General features: G+C 59.1%; 12 protein-coding genes. 4 read left to right on the top strand and 8 right to left on the bottom strand.

Features of this window, described 5'->3' with window-relative positions:
* Positions 1-8 precede the first annotated feature (8 nt).
* The 4 genes from AC13RC_RS25205 (at position 9) to AC13RC_RS25190 (ending at position 6,553) form a co-directional block, all read left to right on the top strand.
* Entirely contained in the window at positions 9-1,142 is a 1,134-nt protein-coding gene (locus AC13RC_RS25205; RefSeq protein WP_488558885.1) for a thiolase family protein, read from the top strand.
* Positions 1,139-3,412 carry a 3-hydroxyacyl-CoA dehydrogenase/enoyl-CoA hydratase family protein gene (locus AC13RC_RS25200; protein ID WP_488558804.1) on the top strand — a complete coding sequence of 758 codons (2,274 nt, stop codon included), beginning with the start codon at positions 1,139-1,141 and terminating at the stop codon, positions 3,410-3,412. The genes AC13RC_RS25205 and AC13RC_RS25200 overlap by 4 nt, the downstream gene beginning before the upstream one ends.
* 115 nt (positions 3,413-3,527) lie before the next feature.
* The gene (locus tag AC13RC_RS25195; RefSeq protein ID WP_488558884.1) at positions 3,528-5,102 is read left to right on the top strand and encodes a Re/Si-specific NAD(P)(+) transhydrogenase subunit alpha; all 1,575 of its coding nucleotides are present in this window, start codon (positions 3,528-3,530) and stop codon (positions 5,100-5,102) included.
* Positions 5,103-5,119: 17 nt separating this feature from the next.
* Positions 5,120-6,553: an NAD(P)(+) transhydrogenase (Re/Si-specific) subunit beta gene (locus AC13RC_RS25190; RefSeq protein WP_488558803.1), complete on the top strand. Its 1,434-nt coding sequence runs from the start codon at positions 5,120-5,122 to the stop codon at positions 6,551-6,553.
* 64 nt (positions 6,554-6,617) lie between these two features.
* Here AC13RC_RS25190 and AC13RC_RS25185 read toward each other — a convergent pair whose 3' ends face one another.
* The 8 genes from AC13RC_RS25185 to AC13RC_RS25150 form a co-directional block, all read right to left on the bottom strand.
* The gene (locus tag AC13RC_RS25185) at positions 6,618-7,256 is read right to left on the bottom strand and encodes a hypothetical protein (protein ID WP_488558802.1); all 639 of its coding nucleotides are present in this window, start codon (positions 7,254-7,256) and stop codon (positions 6,618-6,620) included.
* A 182-nt stretch (positions 7,257-7,438) separates the two neighbouring features.
* Positions 7,439-8,860, bottom strand: a complete 1,422-nt coding sequence (locus tag AC13RC_RS25180) for an amidase (protein WP_488558801.1) — start codon at positions 8,858-8,860, stop codon at positions 7,439-7,441.
* A 33-nt stretch (positions 8,861-8,893) separates the two neighbouring features.
* Complete coding sequence (locus AC13RC_RS25175) at positions 8,894-9,586, bottom strand: nitroreductase (RefSeq protein ID WP_488558800.1); 693 nt, start codon at positions 9,584-9,586, stop codon at positions 8,894-8,896.
* 2 nt (positions 9,587-9,588) lie between these two features.
* Positions 9,589-10,746 (bottom strand): CaiB/BaiF CoA transferase family protein, encoded by a 1,158-nt coding sequence (locus AC13RC_RS25170; RefSeq protein WP_488558799.1) that lies wholly within the window; start codon positions 10,744-10,746, stop codon positions 9,589-9,591.
* Positions 10,747-10,808: 62 nt separating this feature from the next.
* On the bottom strand, positions 10,809-11,831 hold the full coding sequence (locus AC13RC_RS25165; protein WP_488558798.1) for a zinc-binding alcohol dehydrogenase family protein: 1,023 nt from the start codon (positions 11,829-11,831) through the stop codon (positions 10,809-10,811).
* Between the two features lie 14 nt (positions 11,832-11,845).
* On the bottom strand, positions 11,846-13,135 hold the full coding sequence (locus AC13RC_RS25160) for a CaiB/BaiF CoA transferase family protein (RefSeq protein ID WP_488558797.1): 1,290 nt from the start codon (positions 13,133-13,135) through the stop codon (positions 11,846-11,848).
* The gene (locus tag AC13RC_RS25155) at positions 13,128-14,432 is read right to left on the bottom strand and encodes an MFS transporter (protein WP_488558796.1); all 1,305 of its coding nucleotides are present in this window, start codon (positions 14,430-14,432) and stop codon (positions 13,128-13,130) included. Before AC13RC_RS25155 ends, AC13RC_RS25160 begins: the two co-directional genes overlap by 8 nt.
* 43 nt (positions 14,433-14,475) lie before the next feature.
* Positions 14,476-15,465, bottom strand: a complete 990-nt coding sequence (locus tag AC13RC_RS25150) for an acyl-CoA dehydrogenase family protein (RefSeq protein ID WP_488558795.1) — start codon at positions 15,463-15,465, stop codon at positions 14,476-14,478.
* Between the last annotated feature and the right edge of the window lie 8 nt (positions 15,466-15,473).

The raw sequence follows: 15,473 nt of genomic DNA, 5'->3' as shown, positions 1-15,473 counted from the left end.
ACCAGATGATGAAAGAGGCTTACATCGCCGGCTACGTCCGTAGTCCCTTCACATTCGCTTTCAAGGGAGCTTTTGCAAATACGCGACCTGATGATCTTGGAGCCCACGTCGTCAAGGCGTTGCTGTCGCGCACCGGCGTTCCGGCACACGAGATCGAAGATGTGGTCTGGGGATGCGCATTCCCCGAGGGTGAACAGGGCTTGAATATCGGCCGCGCTGTCTCACTCCTAGCCGGTCTTCCGAACAGCGTTGGCGGTGTCACGGTCAATCGTTGGTGCGGTTCTTCGGTCCAGGCAATCCAGATGGCAGCCGGCATGTTGTTGATGAATGCTGGTGATGCCTTCATCGCCGGCGGAACCGAAAGCATGTCGCGCGTACCGATGATGGGGTTCAATGTGCTCCCGCATCCGATCTGGAACAGTTCTCAGGTCGAGGACTACACAAATATGGGCATCACGGCTGAACGTGTCTCACGCGAGAAGAACGTTACCCGCAACGACCAGGACGCTTTCGCATTCAGGAGCCACGAGAAGGCGATAGCTGCGCAGAAGGAGGGCAGACTCGACGACGAGATCGCGCCTTTTCAGGTTGGTGAACTGACTGTCGAAAAAGACGGCTGCGTCCGGGAACCCAATCTCGACAAGCTAGGTCAATTGCAACCTGTCTTCCTGCAAGGAGGATCGGTTACCGCAGGTACGTCATCGCCGATGACGGATGGTGCGACTGCCGTTCTTGTTGTCAGCAAGGAGTTCCTGGAGCGCCACGGTCTCACGCCACTGGCAAGAATTGTAAGTTTCGCCGTTTCCGGATGCGAGCCCGGTGTCATGGGGCTCGGGCCGATCGAGGCTTCACGCAAGGCCATGGCGCGGGCCGGTCTGAAGATCGGCGACATCGACATCATCGAAATGAACGAAGCCTTCGCCGCCCAGGCCGAGGCCTGCCGCCGCGAACTCGACATCGATCCCGAACGGCTAAACATTGATGGCGGGGCAATTGCGCTCGGTCATCCACTCGGCGCGACAGGCGCTCGTTTGGTCGGCAAGGCCGCAATGTTGTTGAAGCGGGAAAACAAGCGCACGGCATTGGCCACCCAATGCATTGGTGGCGGCATGGGGATCGCAATGATCCTGGAGGCAGCATGACCCAGCTTCCTTATTCGCTCGCACTTGGTGTCCAATCGTCTGGTCTGCGTCGCGCCGCCGTTATCGGCGCTGGATCCATGGGAGCCGGGATTGCCGCCCAGTTTGCCAACGCCGGCGTCGCCGTCGATCTCCTGGATGTGCCGACCGCAGATGAGCGGCGGAACAAGCGGGCCTTCGATGGAGTCGCGCGGCAGCTCAAGAGCGGTGGCTTCATGCGTCCAGACGGCGCTAACCTCATCCGCCCAGGCAATGTGGAGGATGATCTAGAGCGGCTCTCCGAGGTGGACTGGATCATTGAGGCGGTCATCGAAGATCTGGGCGCAAAGCGAGATCTCTATGGCAGAATCGAAGCGTTCCGGCGGCCAGGCACGTTGATCTCATCGAACACTTCGACCATCCCGCGGACAGCGCTTGTCGACGGATTCGGCGACTCGTTTTCTCGCGATTTCTTCATCGCGCATTTTTTCAATCCGCCGCGAGTGATGCAGCTCGTCGAGCTCGTTATCTCGCCAAGCAATCCATCCGACGTCGTAGAAAGAGCCCGGACGTTCTGCGAGATCGCACTTGGGAAGACGATCGTCCTGTGCCGTGATACACCGGGCTTCATTGCCAATCGCATAGGCTGTTACTGGCTCGCCGTCGGCGCTCTCGAGGCTATCAGGCTCGGGCTGACCGTTGAAGAAGCTGACGCCGTCAATACGGCGCTTGGCGTGCCGCGGACGGGGGTGTTCGGTCTCCTCGACCTGATCGGGATTGATCTTGTGCCGTTGATCTGGGGCGGCCTCCACGACACGCTTCCCGCAAGCGACGGATTGAGGACTTTCGACCTCCCTGAAAATTCCACGATCAAGGCCCTGCTTGCCTCAGGTCGTTTCGGGCGCAAATCCGGCGGCGGTTTCTATCAGAAGGGGACCGACGGCAGCCGTCTTTCGCTGGATCTTGCAACAAATAGCTATCGCCGAGAGATCCGCGCGAGCGTACCGGGCGAGGGTGGCGATCCGTCTGCTCTTTTGGCAGATGACGGCAAACATGGAACCTACGCTCGGTCTGTCTTGTCGCATGTGTTGAACTATGCCGGTACCCATTCAGGCGAGATCTCCTTCAACGTTGCCGACATCGATACGGCGATGGAGCTTGGCTACTCATGGCACAAAGGACCGTTCAGCCTTGCTCAGGACATCGGTATCGATCGAATCTTCGGCCAGAAATCCAAGATGGACCTTTTAGCAGCGCCAGCACTGGGTATCGGCCGAAAGGTCGGAGCGGCTGGAACGAGCGGCGAGCCGCAATCCCTGTTGAGGGAAGCTCCAACAATCCTCGAAAATTCCGCAGCCCGGCTGCGCGATCTCGGCGACGGTGTCGCATGCTTCGAGTTCACTCGGAAAATGAACACGATGCCTCCGGAAGTCTTCGATCTCTTCGACGAGACGCTGGTGCGCGGCGGAGTCGATTTCCAGGCTCTGGTGATCGGCAACGACAACGCCAGGGCATTCTCTGTGGGTGCCGATCTCGGCTTCGTAAAGGGACTGATTGAGCGCGACGACATGGATGGTCTCGAGGCGTTTCTACGCCGCGGCCAGCAGGTTTTTCATGCTCTGAAATATGCCCGTTTTCCGGTGGTCGCGGCGGTGCACGGCTACACGCTCGGCGGCGGGTGCGAACTCATGCTTCATTCGGATGCGGTGGTCGCGCACAGCGAGCTCAATGTCGGTCTGGTCGAGACCAAGATCGGCGTTGTTCCAGGCTGGGGCGGCTGCGCGCAAGTTCTCGCGCGTTTCAGCGAAGCGGGTTTTCCGAAAGGACCGGCGGCAGTTGCCAAAAGGGCCTTTGATCTCATCTTCAGCGGAACGGCGACCACGTCGGCACTGGTTGCAAGGGAACAAGGGTTGCTTCGCGATACCGATGGCATCGTCATGCATCGCAGACATTTGCTGCCTGAAGCCAAGCGAATCGCACTTTCAATGAGCCAAGCCTATGAGCCGCCGGCCAAGCCGATCATCGTCACAAGTGGCCGCTCGGGAGCAATCGGACTGATGTCGTCGATTGTTTCTGCAAAAAGACTGGGCCGCGTGACGGAAATGGACGAGCAGGTTGCAACCCATCTTGCCGATACGCTTACCGGAAGCTTCCCCTACCAGACACCGAACCGCGCATCGGAGGTCGATGTCATGGGACTCGAGCGGAAAGCTTTCATAGCCCTTTCGCGTTTGCCGGCATGCCGAGAACGGATCGAACATATGCTCGCGACCGGTAAGCCGCTGAAGAACTGACGCTCGGGACAACCCCAAACCGTGGGTTCCCTCGTCGCTGCCGTCGATGACGGCGGCGGAAAGACTTGAACGATTAAATGTTGGGGGCCGGATCATCCGGAGATAGATCATGGGATTGGTAATCGGAACGCCGAAAGAGACGGCCGATGGTGAACGCCGGGTCGCAATGACGCCGGATAGCGCTCGTCAGTTGGCCAAGCTCGGCTATGCCTGCGTCGTGGAAAGTGGTGCCGGGACTGCATCCGGATTTTCAGACGAAGCTTATCGACAGGCAGGAGTCGAGATCGCGGAGAACGCGAGCGAACTCTACGCTCGATCTGCGGTGATCGCCAAAGTCAGGCCGCCCGAACAGTCCGACATCAACCGACTGACTCCGTCGAACACCCTGATCTCCTTCTTCTTTCCGGCGCAGAATGGAGACCTGCTGAACGCCTGCAACGAGCGTGGGGCCGCGGTCATCGCCATGGACATGGTTCCGCGCATATCGCGGGCACAGAAAATGGATGCATTGTCGTCCATGGCAAATATCGCCGGCTATCGTGCGATGATCGAAGCTGGCAGCAATTTTGGACGCTTTTTCACAGGCCAGGTCACAGCCGCCGGCAAGATCCCGCCCGCCAAGGTTCTGGTGATCGGAGCCGGTGTCGCGGGACTTGCCGCGATCGGCACTTCGACGTCGCTGGGTGCGATTACCTACGCTTTCGACGTTCGCCCCGAAGTTGCCGAGCAAATCGAATCGATGGGTGCCGAATTCGTCTTTCTGGATTTCAGCGAGCAGCAGCTGGATGGCGCTGCGACCGGGGGGTATGCGGCTCCCTCTTCGCCCGAGTTTCGCGACGCACAGCTTAAAAAATTCCGCCAACTTGCTCCCGAGATCGACATCGTTATCTCGACCGCGCTGATCCCTGGCCGCGACGCCCCCAAATTGTGGCTGGCCGATATGGTGGCGCTCATGAAACCCGGTTCGGTCATCATCGATCTCGCAGCCGAGCGTGGCGGTAATTGCGATCTGACCGTGGCTGACCAACGGATCGTCTCAGACAATGGCGTCGTGATCATTGGCTACACCGACTTCCCAAGCAGGATGGCGACCCAGGCCTCGACACTCTATGCGACGAACATCCGTCACCTGATCAGCGATCTGACGCCGGCAAAGGACGGCACGCTCGTTCATAATATGGAGGACGACGTTATTCGCGGCGCAACGGTCGCCTACCAGGGCGCCGTCACTTATCCGCCGCCGCCCCCGAAGGTCCAGGCCATCGCGGCCCAAAAGCCGAAGGAAAAAGCAAAGGAGCCGACACCGGAAGAAAAGCGGGCGAGGGAAGCTGCGGCATTCAAAGCTCAGACCAGGAGCCAGGGCATCCTGCTTGCCATAGCCACGGCTCTTCTCTTGTTGATCGGTTCGATCGCACCAGCCAGTTTCATGAGCCACCTCGTTGTTTTTGCACTCGCCTGCTTCGTCGGTTTCCAGGTTATTTGGAACGTTTCGCATTCGTTACACACACCGTTGATGGCCGTAACGAATGCGGTTTCCGGCATCGTGATCCTGGGGGCCCTGCTGCAGATCGGCTCGGGTAACAATCTCGTCGTCGTTTTAACCGCACTATCGGTCCTGGTGGCAACGATCAACATCGTCGGGGGCTTCCTGGTCACGCGACGTATGCTCGCCATGTTCCAGAAGTCCTGAGCCGGGGGAAAAAGATTATGTCCATAGGTATTGTTTCTGCCGCTTATATCGCTGCAGCTGTCCTGTTTATTTTGTCTCTCGGCGGCCTTTCGGGTCAGGAGAGCGCCAAGCGCGCCGTCTGGTATGGGATCGTCGGCATGGCGCTTGCTGTCATCGCTACGGTCTTCGGCCCAGGCGTCGGGAATTGGCTGGTTATCGCGCTTATGATTGCCGGAGGCGCCGTGCTCGGCACCTACGTGGCGGGCCGCGTTCAGATGACCGAGATGCCGCAGCTCGTCGCGGCCCTTCATTCATTCGTCGGCCTCGCCGCGGTTTTCATTGGCTTCAACGCCCACATCGAGGCAGCCCGTGTTGCAGTCATGGACGCCGCGACGCGCACAACACTTCAGGGGTTCGCGGGAATTCTTGCCCATAAGGAACCGGTCGAACTGGCGATCATGAAGGTCGAAGTCTTTCTTGGGGTCTTCATTGGCGCCGTCACGTTCACCGGTTCGGTGATCGCTTTCGGCAAGCTGGCCGGAAAGGTAGATGGCAAGGCAAAGAAGCTGCCCGGCGGCCATTTTCTCAACGCAGCGGCCGCTATCCTGTCGCTGATATTTTTGCTGATTTATCTTAGCAGCGGCGAAGCCTGGCCACTTGTGGCCATGACACTTCTCGCCTTCTTCATCGGCTACCACCTGATCATGGGCATCGGTGGTGCCGACATGCCGGTGGTCGTGTCGATGCTCAATTCCTATTCCGGCTGGGCGGCCGCCGCGATCGGTTTTACACTTGGCAACGACCTGCTGATCGTCACCGGCGCACTGGTCGGCTCCTCGGGCGCGATCCTTTCCTACATCATGTGCAAGGCGATGAACCGCTCCTTCGTCTCGGTCATCCTGGGCGGTTTCGGAGCCACGACCGGACCTGCGATGGAGATCAGCGGAGAGCAGATCGCGATCGATACCGAAGGCGTCGCCGCCGCGCTGAACGAAGCTGACAGCGTCATCATCGTACCCGGCTACGGCATGGCGGTGGCACAGGCGCAACAGGCAGTCTCCGAGCTTACGCGCAAACTGCGGGCAGCCGGCAAAGACGTCCGCTTCGCCATCCATCCGGTCGCCGGACGGCTTCCCGGCCACATGAACGTCCTCCTTGCAGAGGCCAAGGTGCCGTACGACATTGTCATGGAAATGGACGAGATCAATGACGACTTTCCCAATACGGATGTCGCGATCGTCATCGGCTCCAACGACATCGTCAACCCTGCTGCGCAGGAAGACCCGAACTCCCCGATCGCCGGGATGCCGGTCCTGGAAGTGTGGAAAGCCAAGCAGGTCTTTGTCTCAAAACGCGGCCAGGGCACCGGGTATTCCGGGATCGAAAACCCGCTATTCTTCAAAGAGAACACCCGCATGTTCTATGGTGATGCGAAGAAATCACTCACTGACCTTCTCGCCGTCTATGCCTGAAGTACAAGATGTGAGAGGCCGAGCAAAAGCGTTCGGCCTCTGTGAAACTTGCCGGGAGGCGCGACTAAGGGGAGACCGGCAATGCCTCGGCCAGGGCAATTTTTTGAACAGCTGGCAATGCCTCTAGATACTCGGCGTTAAGGCTCACCGCGTGCCCGATTTGCGTGACCCGGTCGGCCAGATTGGAGGCCAAACCAACAATCGTTGTTGCGTGTCTTTCGACGAGCTCGATCGCTCGATCGAACAGCAGGTCATTTAGCGAATCCAGCTGCTGTTTGGTCGTCATGTCGTCACGCGGATCGGTATCAGCGTGCGCAACATTTCGCAGCATGTGCAGAAGCTCTCTGACCTTTGCATGGTCCTGTTCGGCGCCCTTGCCAGTGGTCGTTATAATCTCAATAGCTCGCTGACGATCGACGCGATGTTCCGGCGCGCTGGGGCCTGGCAATGTTTCGGCAACGCCGCCGGCATAGAGCACCAGGATGCGTCGCTGAAGATAGCGGAGAATTTCATCGACCGTACCCGTCTGATCAGGGGGGAATACCGCGGCGCCGCCACGATGGCCTTCGATCGATCCGGTAAGTTCGAGCGTCACCTCGCCGGTCCGAAAACCCATGGTACGGGCGATGACATAATGACCCATCTCATGTCGAGCGACACGGTCGGCGAGGTCTCGAAGATGTGCGGGCAGGCGTTGCTTCATGCGTCCCCGACTATCATCGTCCACTTGTTGCAGCAATCGCGCCCTGGGCACAAGATTCAGATTTGCGCCCCGTAGGCAGGGCGCCATCTGTACAAAAAAATGGGGCGAACGGGAGAGGTTCGTTCGCCCCTGGTTTCAGCTCGGACGCTGATGCAAGCCAAAACCATCTCGTTAAGGCAAATTCAAATGTCCGGCCGTCGCCCACGCTGCGGGCTGACAGCCTCCAACTGCTGGCCGATATAAATGAGGGTCGACTCGGCGAACCACCGCGAAACGAGTTGCACTCCGATCGGCAAGCCCGACGTGTTGCTCCCGAATGGCAGTGCCATCGCAGGAAGGCCAGTCAGGTTGAAAGGAACCGTGGCGCGTAAGATGTTACGAGGGGAGACTGTTTCCCCGTCGACAACCATTTCCGCCAGACCGGGTAAAGGAGCGGGGAAGGGAGTTACCGGGCAAAGGAAAGCATCGAACTTGCTGAAATACTCCGCAAATCCATCCTTCAGCGCTTCCCTGTCCCGCTCTGCCGCGAGGTAATCTTCCAGTGATGTTTCAGGTAGACCGAGAACGCCAGCGACGATCCTGAAAAGATCTTCTTCTCTGCCAGCTGCCATCTCCTGGAACAGCGGCTTCGTTTCAAGAATGTGCAGTTTCGAGTAAATCGCAAGCGCATCGTATTTTTCGAGTGCTGGGATACGGACCTGTTCGGTCACAAACCCCAGTTCCTTGAGCGCATTGGCCGCTTTGGCAACAGTGGCGGCAACTTCCGGATCAACCGGACCAAAACCAGGTCCCGCCATCCAGCCGATACGAAGCGGCCGGTCCGGCCTCTCGCCAATGCCTGCATCGATGGTGGGGGGACTGACCGAATATCCATCCTGGCCGTCTGGTCCGGCAAGGACCGAATAGGCCAAGGCGACGTCGCCGACACTTCTTGCCATTGGACCGACATGCCACAACCGTCGAGGCGCACGCGGCCAGTGACCGGTTGCCGGTATACGCCCATGCGTGGCTTTAAACCCAACAATGCCGGTGTGGGCCGCCGGCCCGCGCACAGATATCGCCACGTCGCTTCCCAGCCCAAGCGGCGACATGCCGGCAGCGATAGCCGCTGACTCTCCACCGCTCGAGCCTCCGGGCGTGTGCGATAAATTCCAAGGATTCTTCGTCACACCTGTGAGCTTGTTGTCGGTCTCTGTCCAGAAAGAGAATTCCGGCAGGTTGGTCTTTGCAATCAGAATACCGCCTGCGGCCTTCATCCGTGCCACGGCGGTCGCGTCGTTGTCAGCAATCCTTCCTTTGAAGATCAGAGATCCTCGCTGGGTTGGAACGCCAGCAGTGTCGAGCGAGTCCTTGACCGTAAACGGAACTCCGTGGAAGGCACCGAGCTCCGTGCCGTTCATGACCTGGGCTTCCGCATTTCGGGCGGACTGCAGGGCCTCCTCGGCCAACAGCGTGACGATCGCGTTGACCTTCGGGTTGACAGCCTCGATCCGATCGATATGGGCTTGTACCAGCTCGACGGGAGAGACCTTCTTGGTCCTGACCAGCCGAGCCTGTTCTGTTGCGTCTAAATAAAGCATGGTAGTCGCGTCCTTAAATATCATCGCGCGGTGCCCGGATGACGAGCAGTCAAGCCGTCACCCATGGAAACGCACGGACTGACCAACGGCAGCTCGGGTCGTCCTGTACGAGTTGGCTGGACTAGCGCGGTCGGGATAGCCGAACGATATGCCACACACGACCCGTCGTGTTTCGTCCAGCGAGAAATGCTTCCTGACGAAGTTCGGATAGCGCGCCAGTGCCGCTTGGGCGACGCATCCGATGCCGCGCGAGGTGGCAGCGAGCATGAAGTTCGCCACCCATCCGCCGCAGTCGACGGCGCCGTAGGTTCCGAGCCTGACGTCGGTCGTGACGATCGCGACATGGGGCGCGCCGAAGAGGCTGAAGTTTTTGAGCGATTGCTCCTCCCGGCCGGTCTTGTCGTCTCGCGAAATGCCCATTGCCTCGTAGAGTTGGAAGCCCGACTCCCGACGCCGCTGGAGATAGACGCCTTCATAAGTTGGCCAAGGGAAATCCGGTGTCTCGCCCCCTTCGGCGCGGGCCTCGGACAGAGCCGCGACGAAATCGACGGTCGCCTTTCCTCGAGTTATCTCCACTTGCCATGGTTGGGTATTGCACCAAGATGCCGTGGTCTGCGCGGTTGCCAAGATCCCTTCGAGGACACTCTGGCTGACCTCATTCGGAAGATAGTCCCGGCAGCTGAAGCGGGAGCGCGCGATGTCGTCGAATGCCGTGGTGAGGAGACTGACGTCAGAGATCGACATGTTCATGACTATTGACCTTCCGTTTCAAGCTGAGGAGTGGCTACAGGCAAATACTCGCCGTTGTGCTCGCCAAGACGTGGCGGCATGCGCACCGGCGGCCGTTCGCCATCGAAAAGAACCGGAATTCCGGGGAAACGAAGGTTGCCCATCGCCGGGTCGTGAATGGTCTCGAAGAACTTGACCTCGGACAGGTGCCGATCGGCCAGCAGATCTTCCAAACGACTGACCCGGGCCGCCGGTATCTCGAGCCCGGCGCAGGTCTGCACCCAGGCCTCCGTCGACCGTTGTGCCACGTAATCGGCGGCCGTATTCAGGAGTGCCTCGATATTCTCGGTTCTCGCCTTTTGCGACCGGAACCGTTGATCCTCGGCCAGGTCCGCGCGCCCGACTTCCGTGAAAAACCGACGCCAGTGTTCATCCGTGTAGGGCAACATGCAGATATAGCCATCGCTTGTGCGCCAGGGCTTTCGATATTTGCTAAGAGTGCGCGGGTACCCGATCCCGCCCAGTTTAGGATCAAAATGGCCACCGAACAGATTTTCAACAAGGTTGAAGGCAACCGTGGACTCGAACATCGGCACTTCCACCGTACCGCCCTTGCCGTCCCGATTTCGCTTGATGATCGCCGCGAGAATGGCGTGGGCAGCCGTATGGCCACACATCTTGTCAACAACAATCGTCGGGAAATAGTCGATCTGGCCAGTCTTGCGCTCCATCATGTCGGGAATGCCGCTCATGCCCTGGATCACATCGTCATAGGCCGGGAAACCGCTATAGGGGCCCCCGCTGCCGAAACCGAGGAGATCGGCATAGACTAGGTTGGGAAAACGGCTCAAAAGCTTCTCAGGAGAGAGCCCGATCGCCGCAAGCTTGTTTGGCCGCATATTGTGCATGAACACATCAGCATCAGCGAGCAGGGAGAAAATCTGGTCAATCCCCGCGTCAGATTTCAGATCAATGACCACACTCTTCTTGCCGCGATTGCTGGCCAAGAAAAGTGAAGACATTCCCGCCTCGGCGCTTGGACCGGTATGACGCGTCGAGTCTCCTGAAGGCGCTTCGACTTTGATCACGGTTGCGCCGTAGTCCGCGAGAATCTGACTGGCAAGCGGTCCGAAAATCACGGTCGTCAAATCGACGATTTTAATTCCTTCCAGGGGAAGCATCGCATTACTCCATATTTTAATCCCAACCGAACCCAACACCGGGCCGTCGGGTGAAGAACTGATCAGAACTCGACGACGAGCTTTCCGACCATGTGTCCGCCGGCGAGCGCTCGATGCGCCTTTCGGATCACGTCGGCCGAGAGCCCTTCTAGGCGTGTGGTGACAGGATCTGTCAGGCGACCTTGCTCAAAGAGCTCGACCATCTTTTCCAGGACTGTCACATGGCCGGCTGCCGCGGGCGAGCCATGGATAATCGATGTCCAGACGCTCTCCGCGTGGAGCGTGAGGCTTTTGTCCCGCAAACTTGCGAGCTCGATACTGCTCGCGGCGTCGATGAACCCGATCGATCCCATCGGGGCGACGGCGTCGATGAGCCATTTCACCTGGTCGACCCCGGTATGCATCGAAAATGCGAGATCCACGCCGCGATGGCCGTGCGCCTCCAACTGGGGCCGTAAAGGTTCGCGATGGGAAATCACAAGATGTGCGCCAAGGCGGTTAAGCCATTCGCGGCTTTCGGCTCGTCCCGACGTACCGATGATCGTTGCCGACGTGAAGTTGCGCGCAAGCATCACGGCGAGTGATGCGACACCGCCGCTTCCGCCGAATATCAGGAGCGTTCCGTTGAACTGTTCATTCAACGAGAAATGATCAAACAGCATCTGCCAGGCGGTCAGGCCGGCGAGCGGCAAGCTTGCGGCGGTTGCGAAGCTCATGCCGGCCGGTTTGCGCACGATGAGGCGCGAATCCACGACCTGATATTCGGCATTGGCGCCAGGCCTTCGAATATCGCCGGCGTAGAACACCTCGTCGTCGACGGCAAATCCCGAGACTTCCTCGCCGACATCGGCGATCGTTCCACTCGCATCCCAGCCAAGGATCCGTGGGTTGTCGCGTGACGCCGACTGCCGCCCGGCCAAGCGCACGTCGAGCGGATTGACGGAGATCGCCTTGATCCGGACAAGCACATCGTGACCGCTGACGCTAGGAACGGGCAAGTTGAGATCGACGAGCGCGTTTTCGCCTGCTTCCGGATCTCGATGGATCGACCCCACGGCACGCATGATGGTTTTATCGACGCCCATTTGGGTTCCTCTCTTCAGGCCGCAACAGTCGATCGTCTGGCAGCCGTCCTGAGCGCGCCTTTGGCCTCAAGCATGTCGATGTCTGACTGTTGCAACGAGAGCGCCTCGTGGAGAACCTCGACCGTGTCTTGCGCGAATTGCGGCGGTGCCGAGTGATATGAGGCCGGCGTTTCGGACAATTTGACCGGGAACCCCACCGTCCGGCAGGTTGCGCCATCCGCACGGCTGAGCGTCTGGACAAGTTCGCGATATTTGACCTGCGGATCTTCAAAGACCTGATCGATGGTGTTTACCGGGCCACCTGGAATACCCTGTTTGGCCATGGCCGCGAGCAGGTCGTGTGCTGTCCAGTTTGCGATCTCATGGGCCAGCGCAAGTTCCAACTCGCGACGGTGGGTGTTGCGCCCGGCATTCGTGGCGTAGCGCGCATCGCCGGCGAGATCGCTGCGGCCAAGAAGCTCACAAAGAGAGAGGAACTGGCGGTCATTGCCGCATGCAACAAGGATGAAATCGTCTTTGGTCGCAAAATCGCGGTAGGGGACTACGTTCGGATGAGCGTTGCCGAGGCGTCGCGGGACCGCTCCAGACGCAAAGTAATTGACGGCCTGGTTGGACAGCAACGCGACCTGGCAATCGAGGAGCGCACAATCGATAGCCTGGCCCTTTCCTGTCGCGTTACGATGGTTGAGGGCGGCCAGAATCGAGATGCAGGCGTAAAGTCCGCAGGCCAGATCACTGATCGGAATTCCGACCTTGAGCGGGCCAAAGCCGGGTTCGCCGTCCGGCCGCCCGATGACGCTCATCAGCCCACTCATGCCCTGGACCAGGAAATCGTAGCCGCCCTTGTCGGCGTATGGTCCGGACTGACCGAAGCCCGTGACGGAGCAGAAAATCAGCCTCGGATTGATCTTGCTGAGGCTCGCATAGTCGAGGCCGTATTTCTTGAGAGTGCCGACCTTGAAGTTCTCGACGACGACGTCAGCGCGTTCCGCCAGGCGCCGAACGATGTCGGCGCCCTCCTGCTTCGAAAAATCGATGGCGATCGCCTTCTTGTTGCGATTTGCGCAAAAATAATATGCAGCGTCCCATGGCTCGGATTCCCCCGGGAAGAAGGGAGGCCCCCATGTGCGCGTGTCGTCGCGCTGTTGCGGGTTTTCCACCTTGATAACCTCGGCGCCGAGATCGCCGAGGATCTGGGTTGCCCACGGGGCGGCGAGGACGCGCGACAGGTCGAGAACACGGATACCTTGGAGGGCGCCTATCCCAAGGTCGCCGCTATTTGAAATGTTTTCGATCTTAGTCATTGAGAGACTTGCCCCGGGTTTCCGGCATGCGGATGTACGTGATCAAACCGATAACGGAGAGCACGCCGAGATAGACAAAGTAGAGATCTTCCCGGTGATAGGATTCGAGAAGGGTGATGAGGTAGGGCGTTGTGCCCCCGAAGATCGCCACAACAAGGTTGTAGGGAAGGCCGACGCCGATCGCGCGAACTTCAGTGCCGAAAATCTCCGACTTGATCGCCGGAGCGATCGAAGAATACAGGCCATAGAGAAGCATGCCGAAAAGTTCGACGACGAGAATGGAGCTGAATGTCGTATTCATCGTTTGGACGACGATGTAGGCAAACAACAGGTAGAAAAGCGCAAAAGCGATCAACTGCGGGCGCCTTCCGAAGCGGTCCGACATGGCGCCAAAGAGTGGCTGGCAGATCATGTAGACGATCAGAGCAAGGGCGTTGGCTCCGTAGGCAACGGGGGCGCTTGCACCCCTGTGGATCGCAAAGATCGGCAGATAGGTCACGAAGAAGTAGAAGGCCGTGGCGCCAAGGATGGTGATGCCAACCATTCGGCGGAAAGCGCCCGGATGGTCGCGCAACAGAATTCTCAGTCTCGTCATTTGACCGACCGGCTTTGCGTTTGACGAGAAGGCCTTGGTTTCTTTCATGCCGCGGCGCAGCCAGATGGCGACCAAGCCAGCCACGCCCCCGACGATAAACGGGATGCGCCAGCCCCATTCGCTCAATTCTGCCGGATCCAGAGAGCGTGTCAGGAGCCACGCAAATCCCGAGGCAAGCAGTGTTCCAAGAGCAAGCGTCAGGAACATGTAGCCGGAGAAGAAGCCGCGCCTTTCGGCCGGCGCGCTTTCTGCAATGAAGGTTGCGGCCGCACCGTACTCACCGCCCACGGCCAGTCCTTGGACAAGGCGGGCAAGGACGAGAATGATGGGTGCTGCAAGCCCGATCGTCTCGTAGGTCGGCAACAGACCGATGACGAGAGACGGCACTGCCATCATGCCAACTGTCAGAACAAGCGCTGCTCTGCGGCCAATTCGGTCGGCATACATCCCGAGGATAAGCGCACCGACCGGGCGCATCCCGAAACCGACCGCGAAAACCGCGAAGGTTGCAAGCAGCGAGCTTGTCGGATCCGAAGAAGGGAAGAATTTTGGTCCGAAGTACAGCGAGAACGCGGCATAGACGGACCAGTCAAACCATTCGATGGCGTTTCCGACGCTGCCGGCGAACACCGCTTTCCAGACGTCGGGCCGAGTGGCCGTTGCCCCTCGGCTTTGATATGCTTCCGCAGTTTCATTGAGCATTTCTTTTCTCCCAGTTGGCTTCCACTCCTCAGGAAGCGAACACTTAAGGTTGCGATATGGACCTCAGGTATTGCAGTGTGTCCCCTTGGCTCGCGAGCAGGTCCGTGGCGATGATTTGATTCCAGTACGTCTCCCCAGCGAAGCTTGAGCGCCATTCTGCAAGACGGCGCGTGTAAAGCTGCAGGTCGAATTCCTCGGTGATCCCGATCGCTCCATGCACCATGTGGCCGATCGCATTGATCGAAGGCGCAGCGCTGCTTGCCCTGGATTTCGCGATTGCGGACCGGATCAAGGTGAACGTTTCGCCAGCAAAGGCCTGCTGCGCCGCCATGCGAACGGCGAATACGTCTTCGGCAAGGACGGCCAACTGTTGCTGAATGGCTTGGAAAGAAGCGATCGGCTTGCCGAATTGCTTGCGTTCTTCGGCATATTTCAGCGAAAGCTCGAGAACCTTGCTCGCGCTTCCTGCGATCAGGGCCGCAAACACTGCCGCACCGACGGCAAGCCAGTCGTACGTGTCGGAAACCGCGACGGCGCCAGCCTTATCCGTCCAGGTCACATCGGCGATCAAGCTGCCGGGAATTCCGGATTCGGCGGTCTGTCCGGATGTTTTTGGCAACAAAAGTGCTGCGCCATCCTCCTGAACTGCGAGGATCCAGTCCGATGTGAGTGCAAAGGGGACGTCGCGGCAGAGGATGCCACCGGCTCGGTTGTATTCCGCAAGTCCGATCGATATCGGCCCGCGCGGGCACGATCCCGCCCCGACTGCCGCGCGCACGAACAAGGTCGTGGCCAAGGGCAGGGGCAATGCGTGGCGGCCGCACTGGAAGATCAATTCGCCGGCAGTTGCGAGATTTGCCTGAGCACCGCCGTCGGATTCTGGCAAGAGAAGATCGGCAAAACCGCTCTCTTCGACTTTGCTCCACATGGTCGAGGATGATTTGCCATGCTCAAGACTGCGGACATCAGCTAGCGAAAGTTCGCTGCTTAGCCAATCGACAAAGGCGTCGGTGATGAAAGTGTCGATGGTCACGATCCGGC

The organism is Martinezella sp. CNPSo 3890 (assembly GCF_057784455.1).
Note: the sequence above shows the minus strand (reverse complement) of the source record. Positions and strands in the feature narration are given on the sequence as shown.

Excerpts from the sequence above, each read along its gene's own strand:
- AC13RC_RS25170 (WP_488558799.1), bottom strand. The coding sequence starts at position 10,746 with ATGCTTCCCCTGGAAGGAATTAAAATCGTCGATTTGACGACCGTGATT.
- AC13RC_RS25175 (WP_488558800.1), bottom strand. The coding sequence starts at position 9,586 with ATGAACATGTCGATCTCTGACGTCAGTCTCCTCACCACGGCATTCGAC.
- AC13RC_RS25185 (WP_488558802.1), bottom strand. The coding sequence starts at position 7,256 with ATGAAGCAACGCCTGCCCGCACATCTTCGAGACCTCGCCGACCGTGTC.
- AC13RC_RS25160 (WP_488558797.1), bottom strand. The coding sequence starts at position 13,135 with ATGACTAAGATCGAAAACATTTCAAATAGCGGCGACCTTGGGATAGGC.
- AC13RC_RS25155 (WP_488558796.1), bottom strand. The coding sequence starts at position 14,432 with ATGCTCAATGAAACTGCGGAAGCATATCAAAGCCGAGGGGCAACGGCC.
- AC13RC_RS25165 (WP_488558798.1), bottom strand. The coding sequence starts at position 11,831 with ATGGGCGTCGATAAAACCATCATGCGTGCCGTGGGGTCGATCCATCGA.
- AC13RC_RS25205 (WP_488558885.1), top strand. The coding sequence starts at position 9 with ATGAAAGAGGCTTACATCGCCGGCTACGTCCGTAGTCCCTTCACATTC.
- AC13RC_RS25190 (WP_488558803.1), top strand. The coding sequence starts at position 5,120 with ATGTCCATAGGTATTGTTTCTGCCGCTTATATCGCTGCAGCTGTCCTG.
- AC13RC_RS25200 (WP_488558804.1), top strand. The coding sequence starts at position 1,139 with ATGACCCAGCTTCCTTATTCGCTCGCACTTGGTGTCCAATCGTCTGGT.
- AC13RC_RS25180 (WP_488558801.1), bottom strand. The coding sequence starts at position 8,860 with ATGATATTTAAGGACGCGACTACCATGCTTTATTTAGACGCAACAGAA.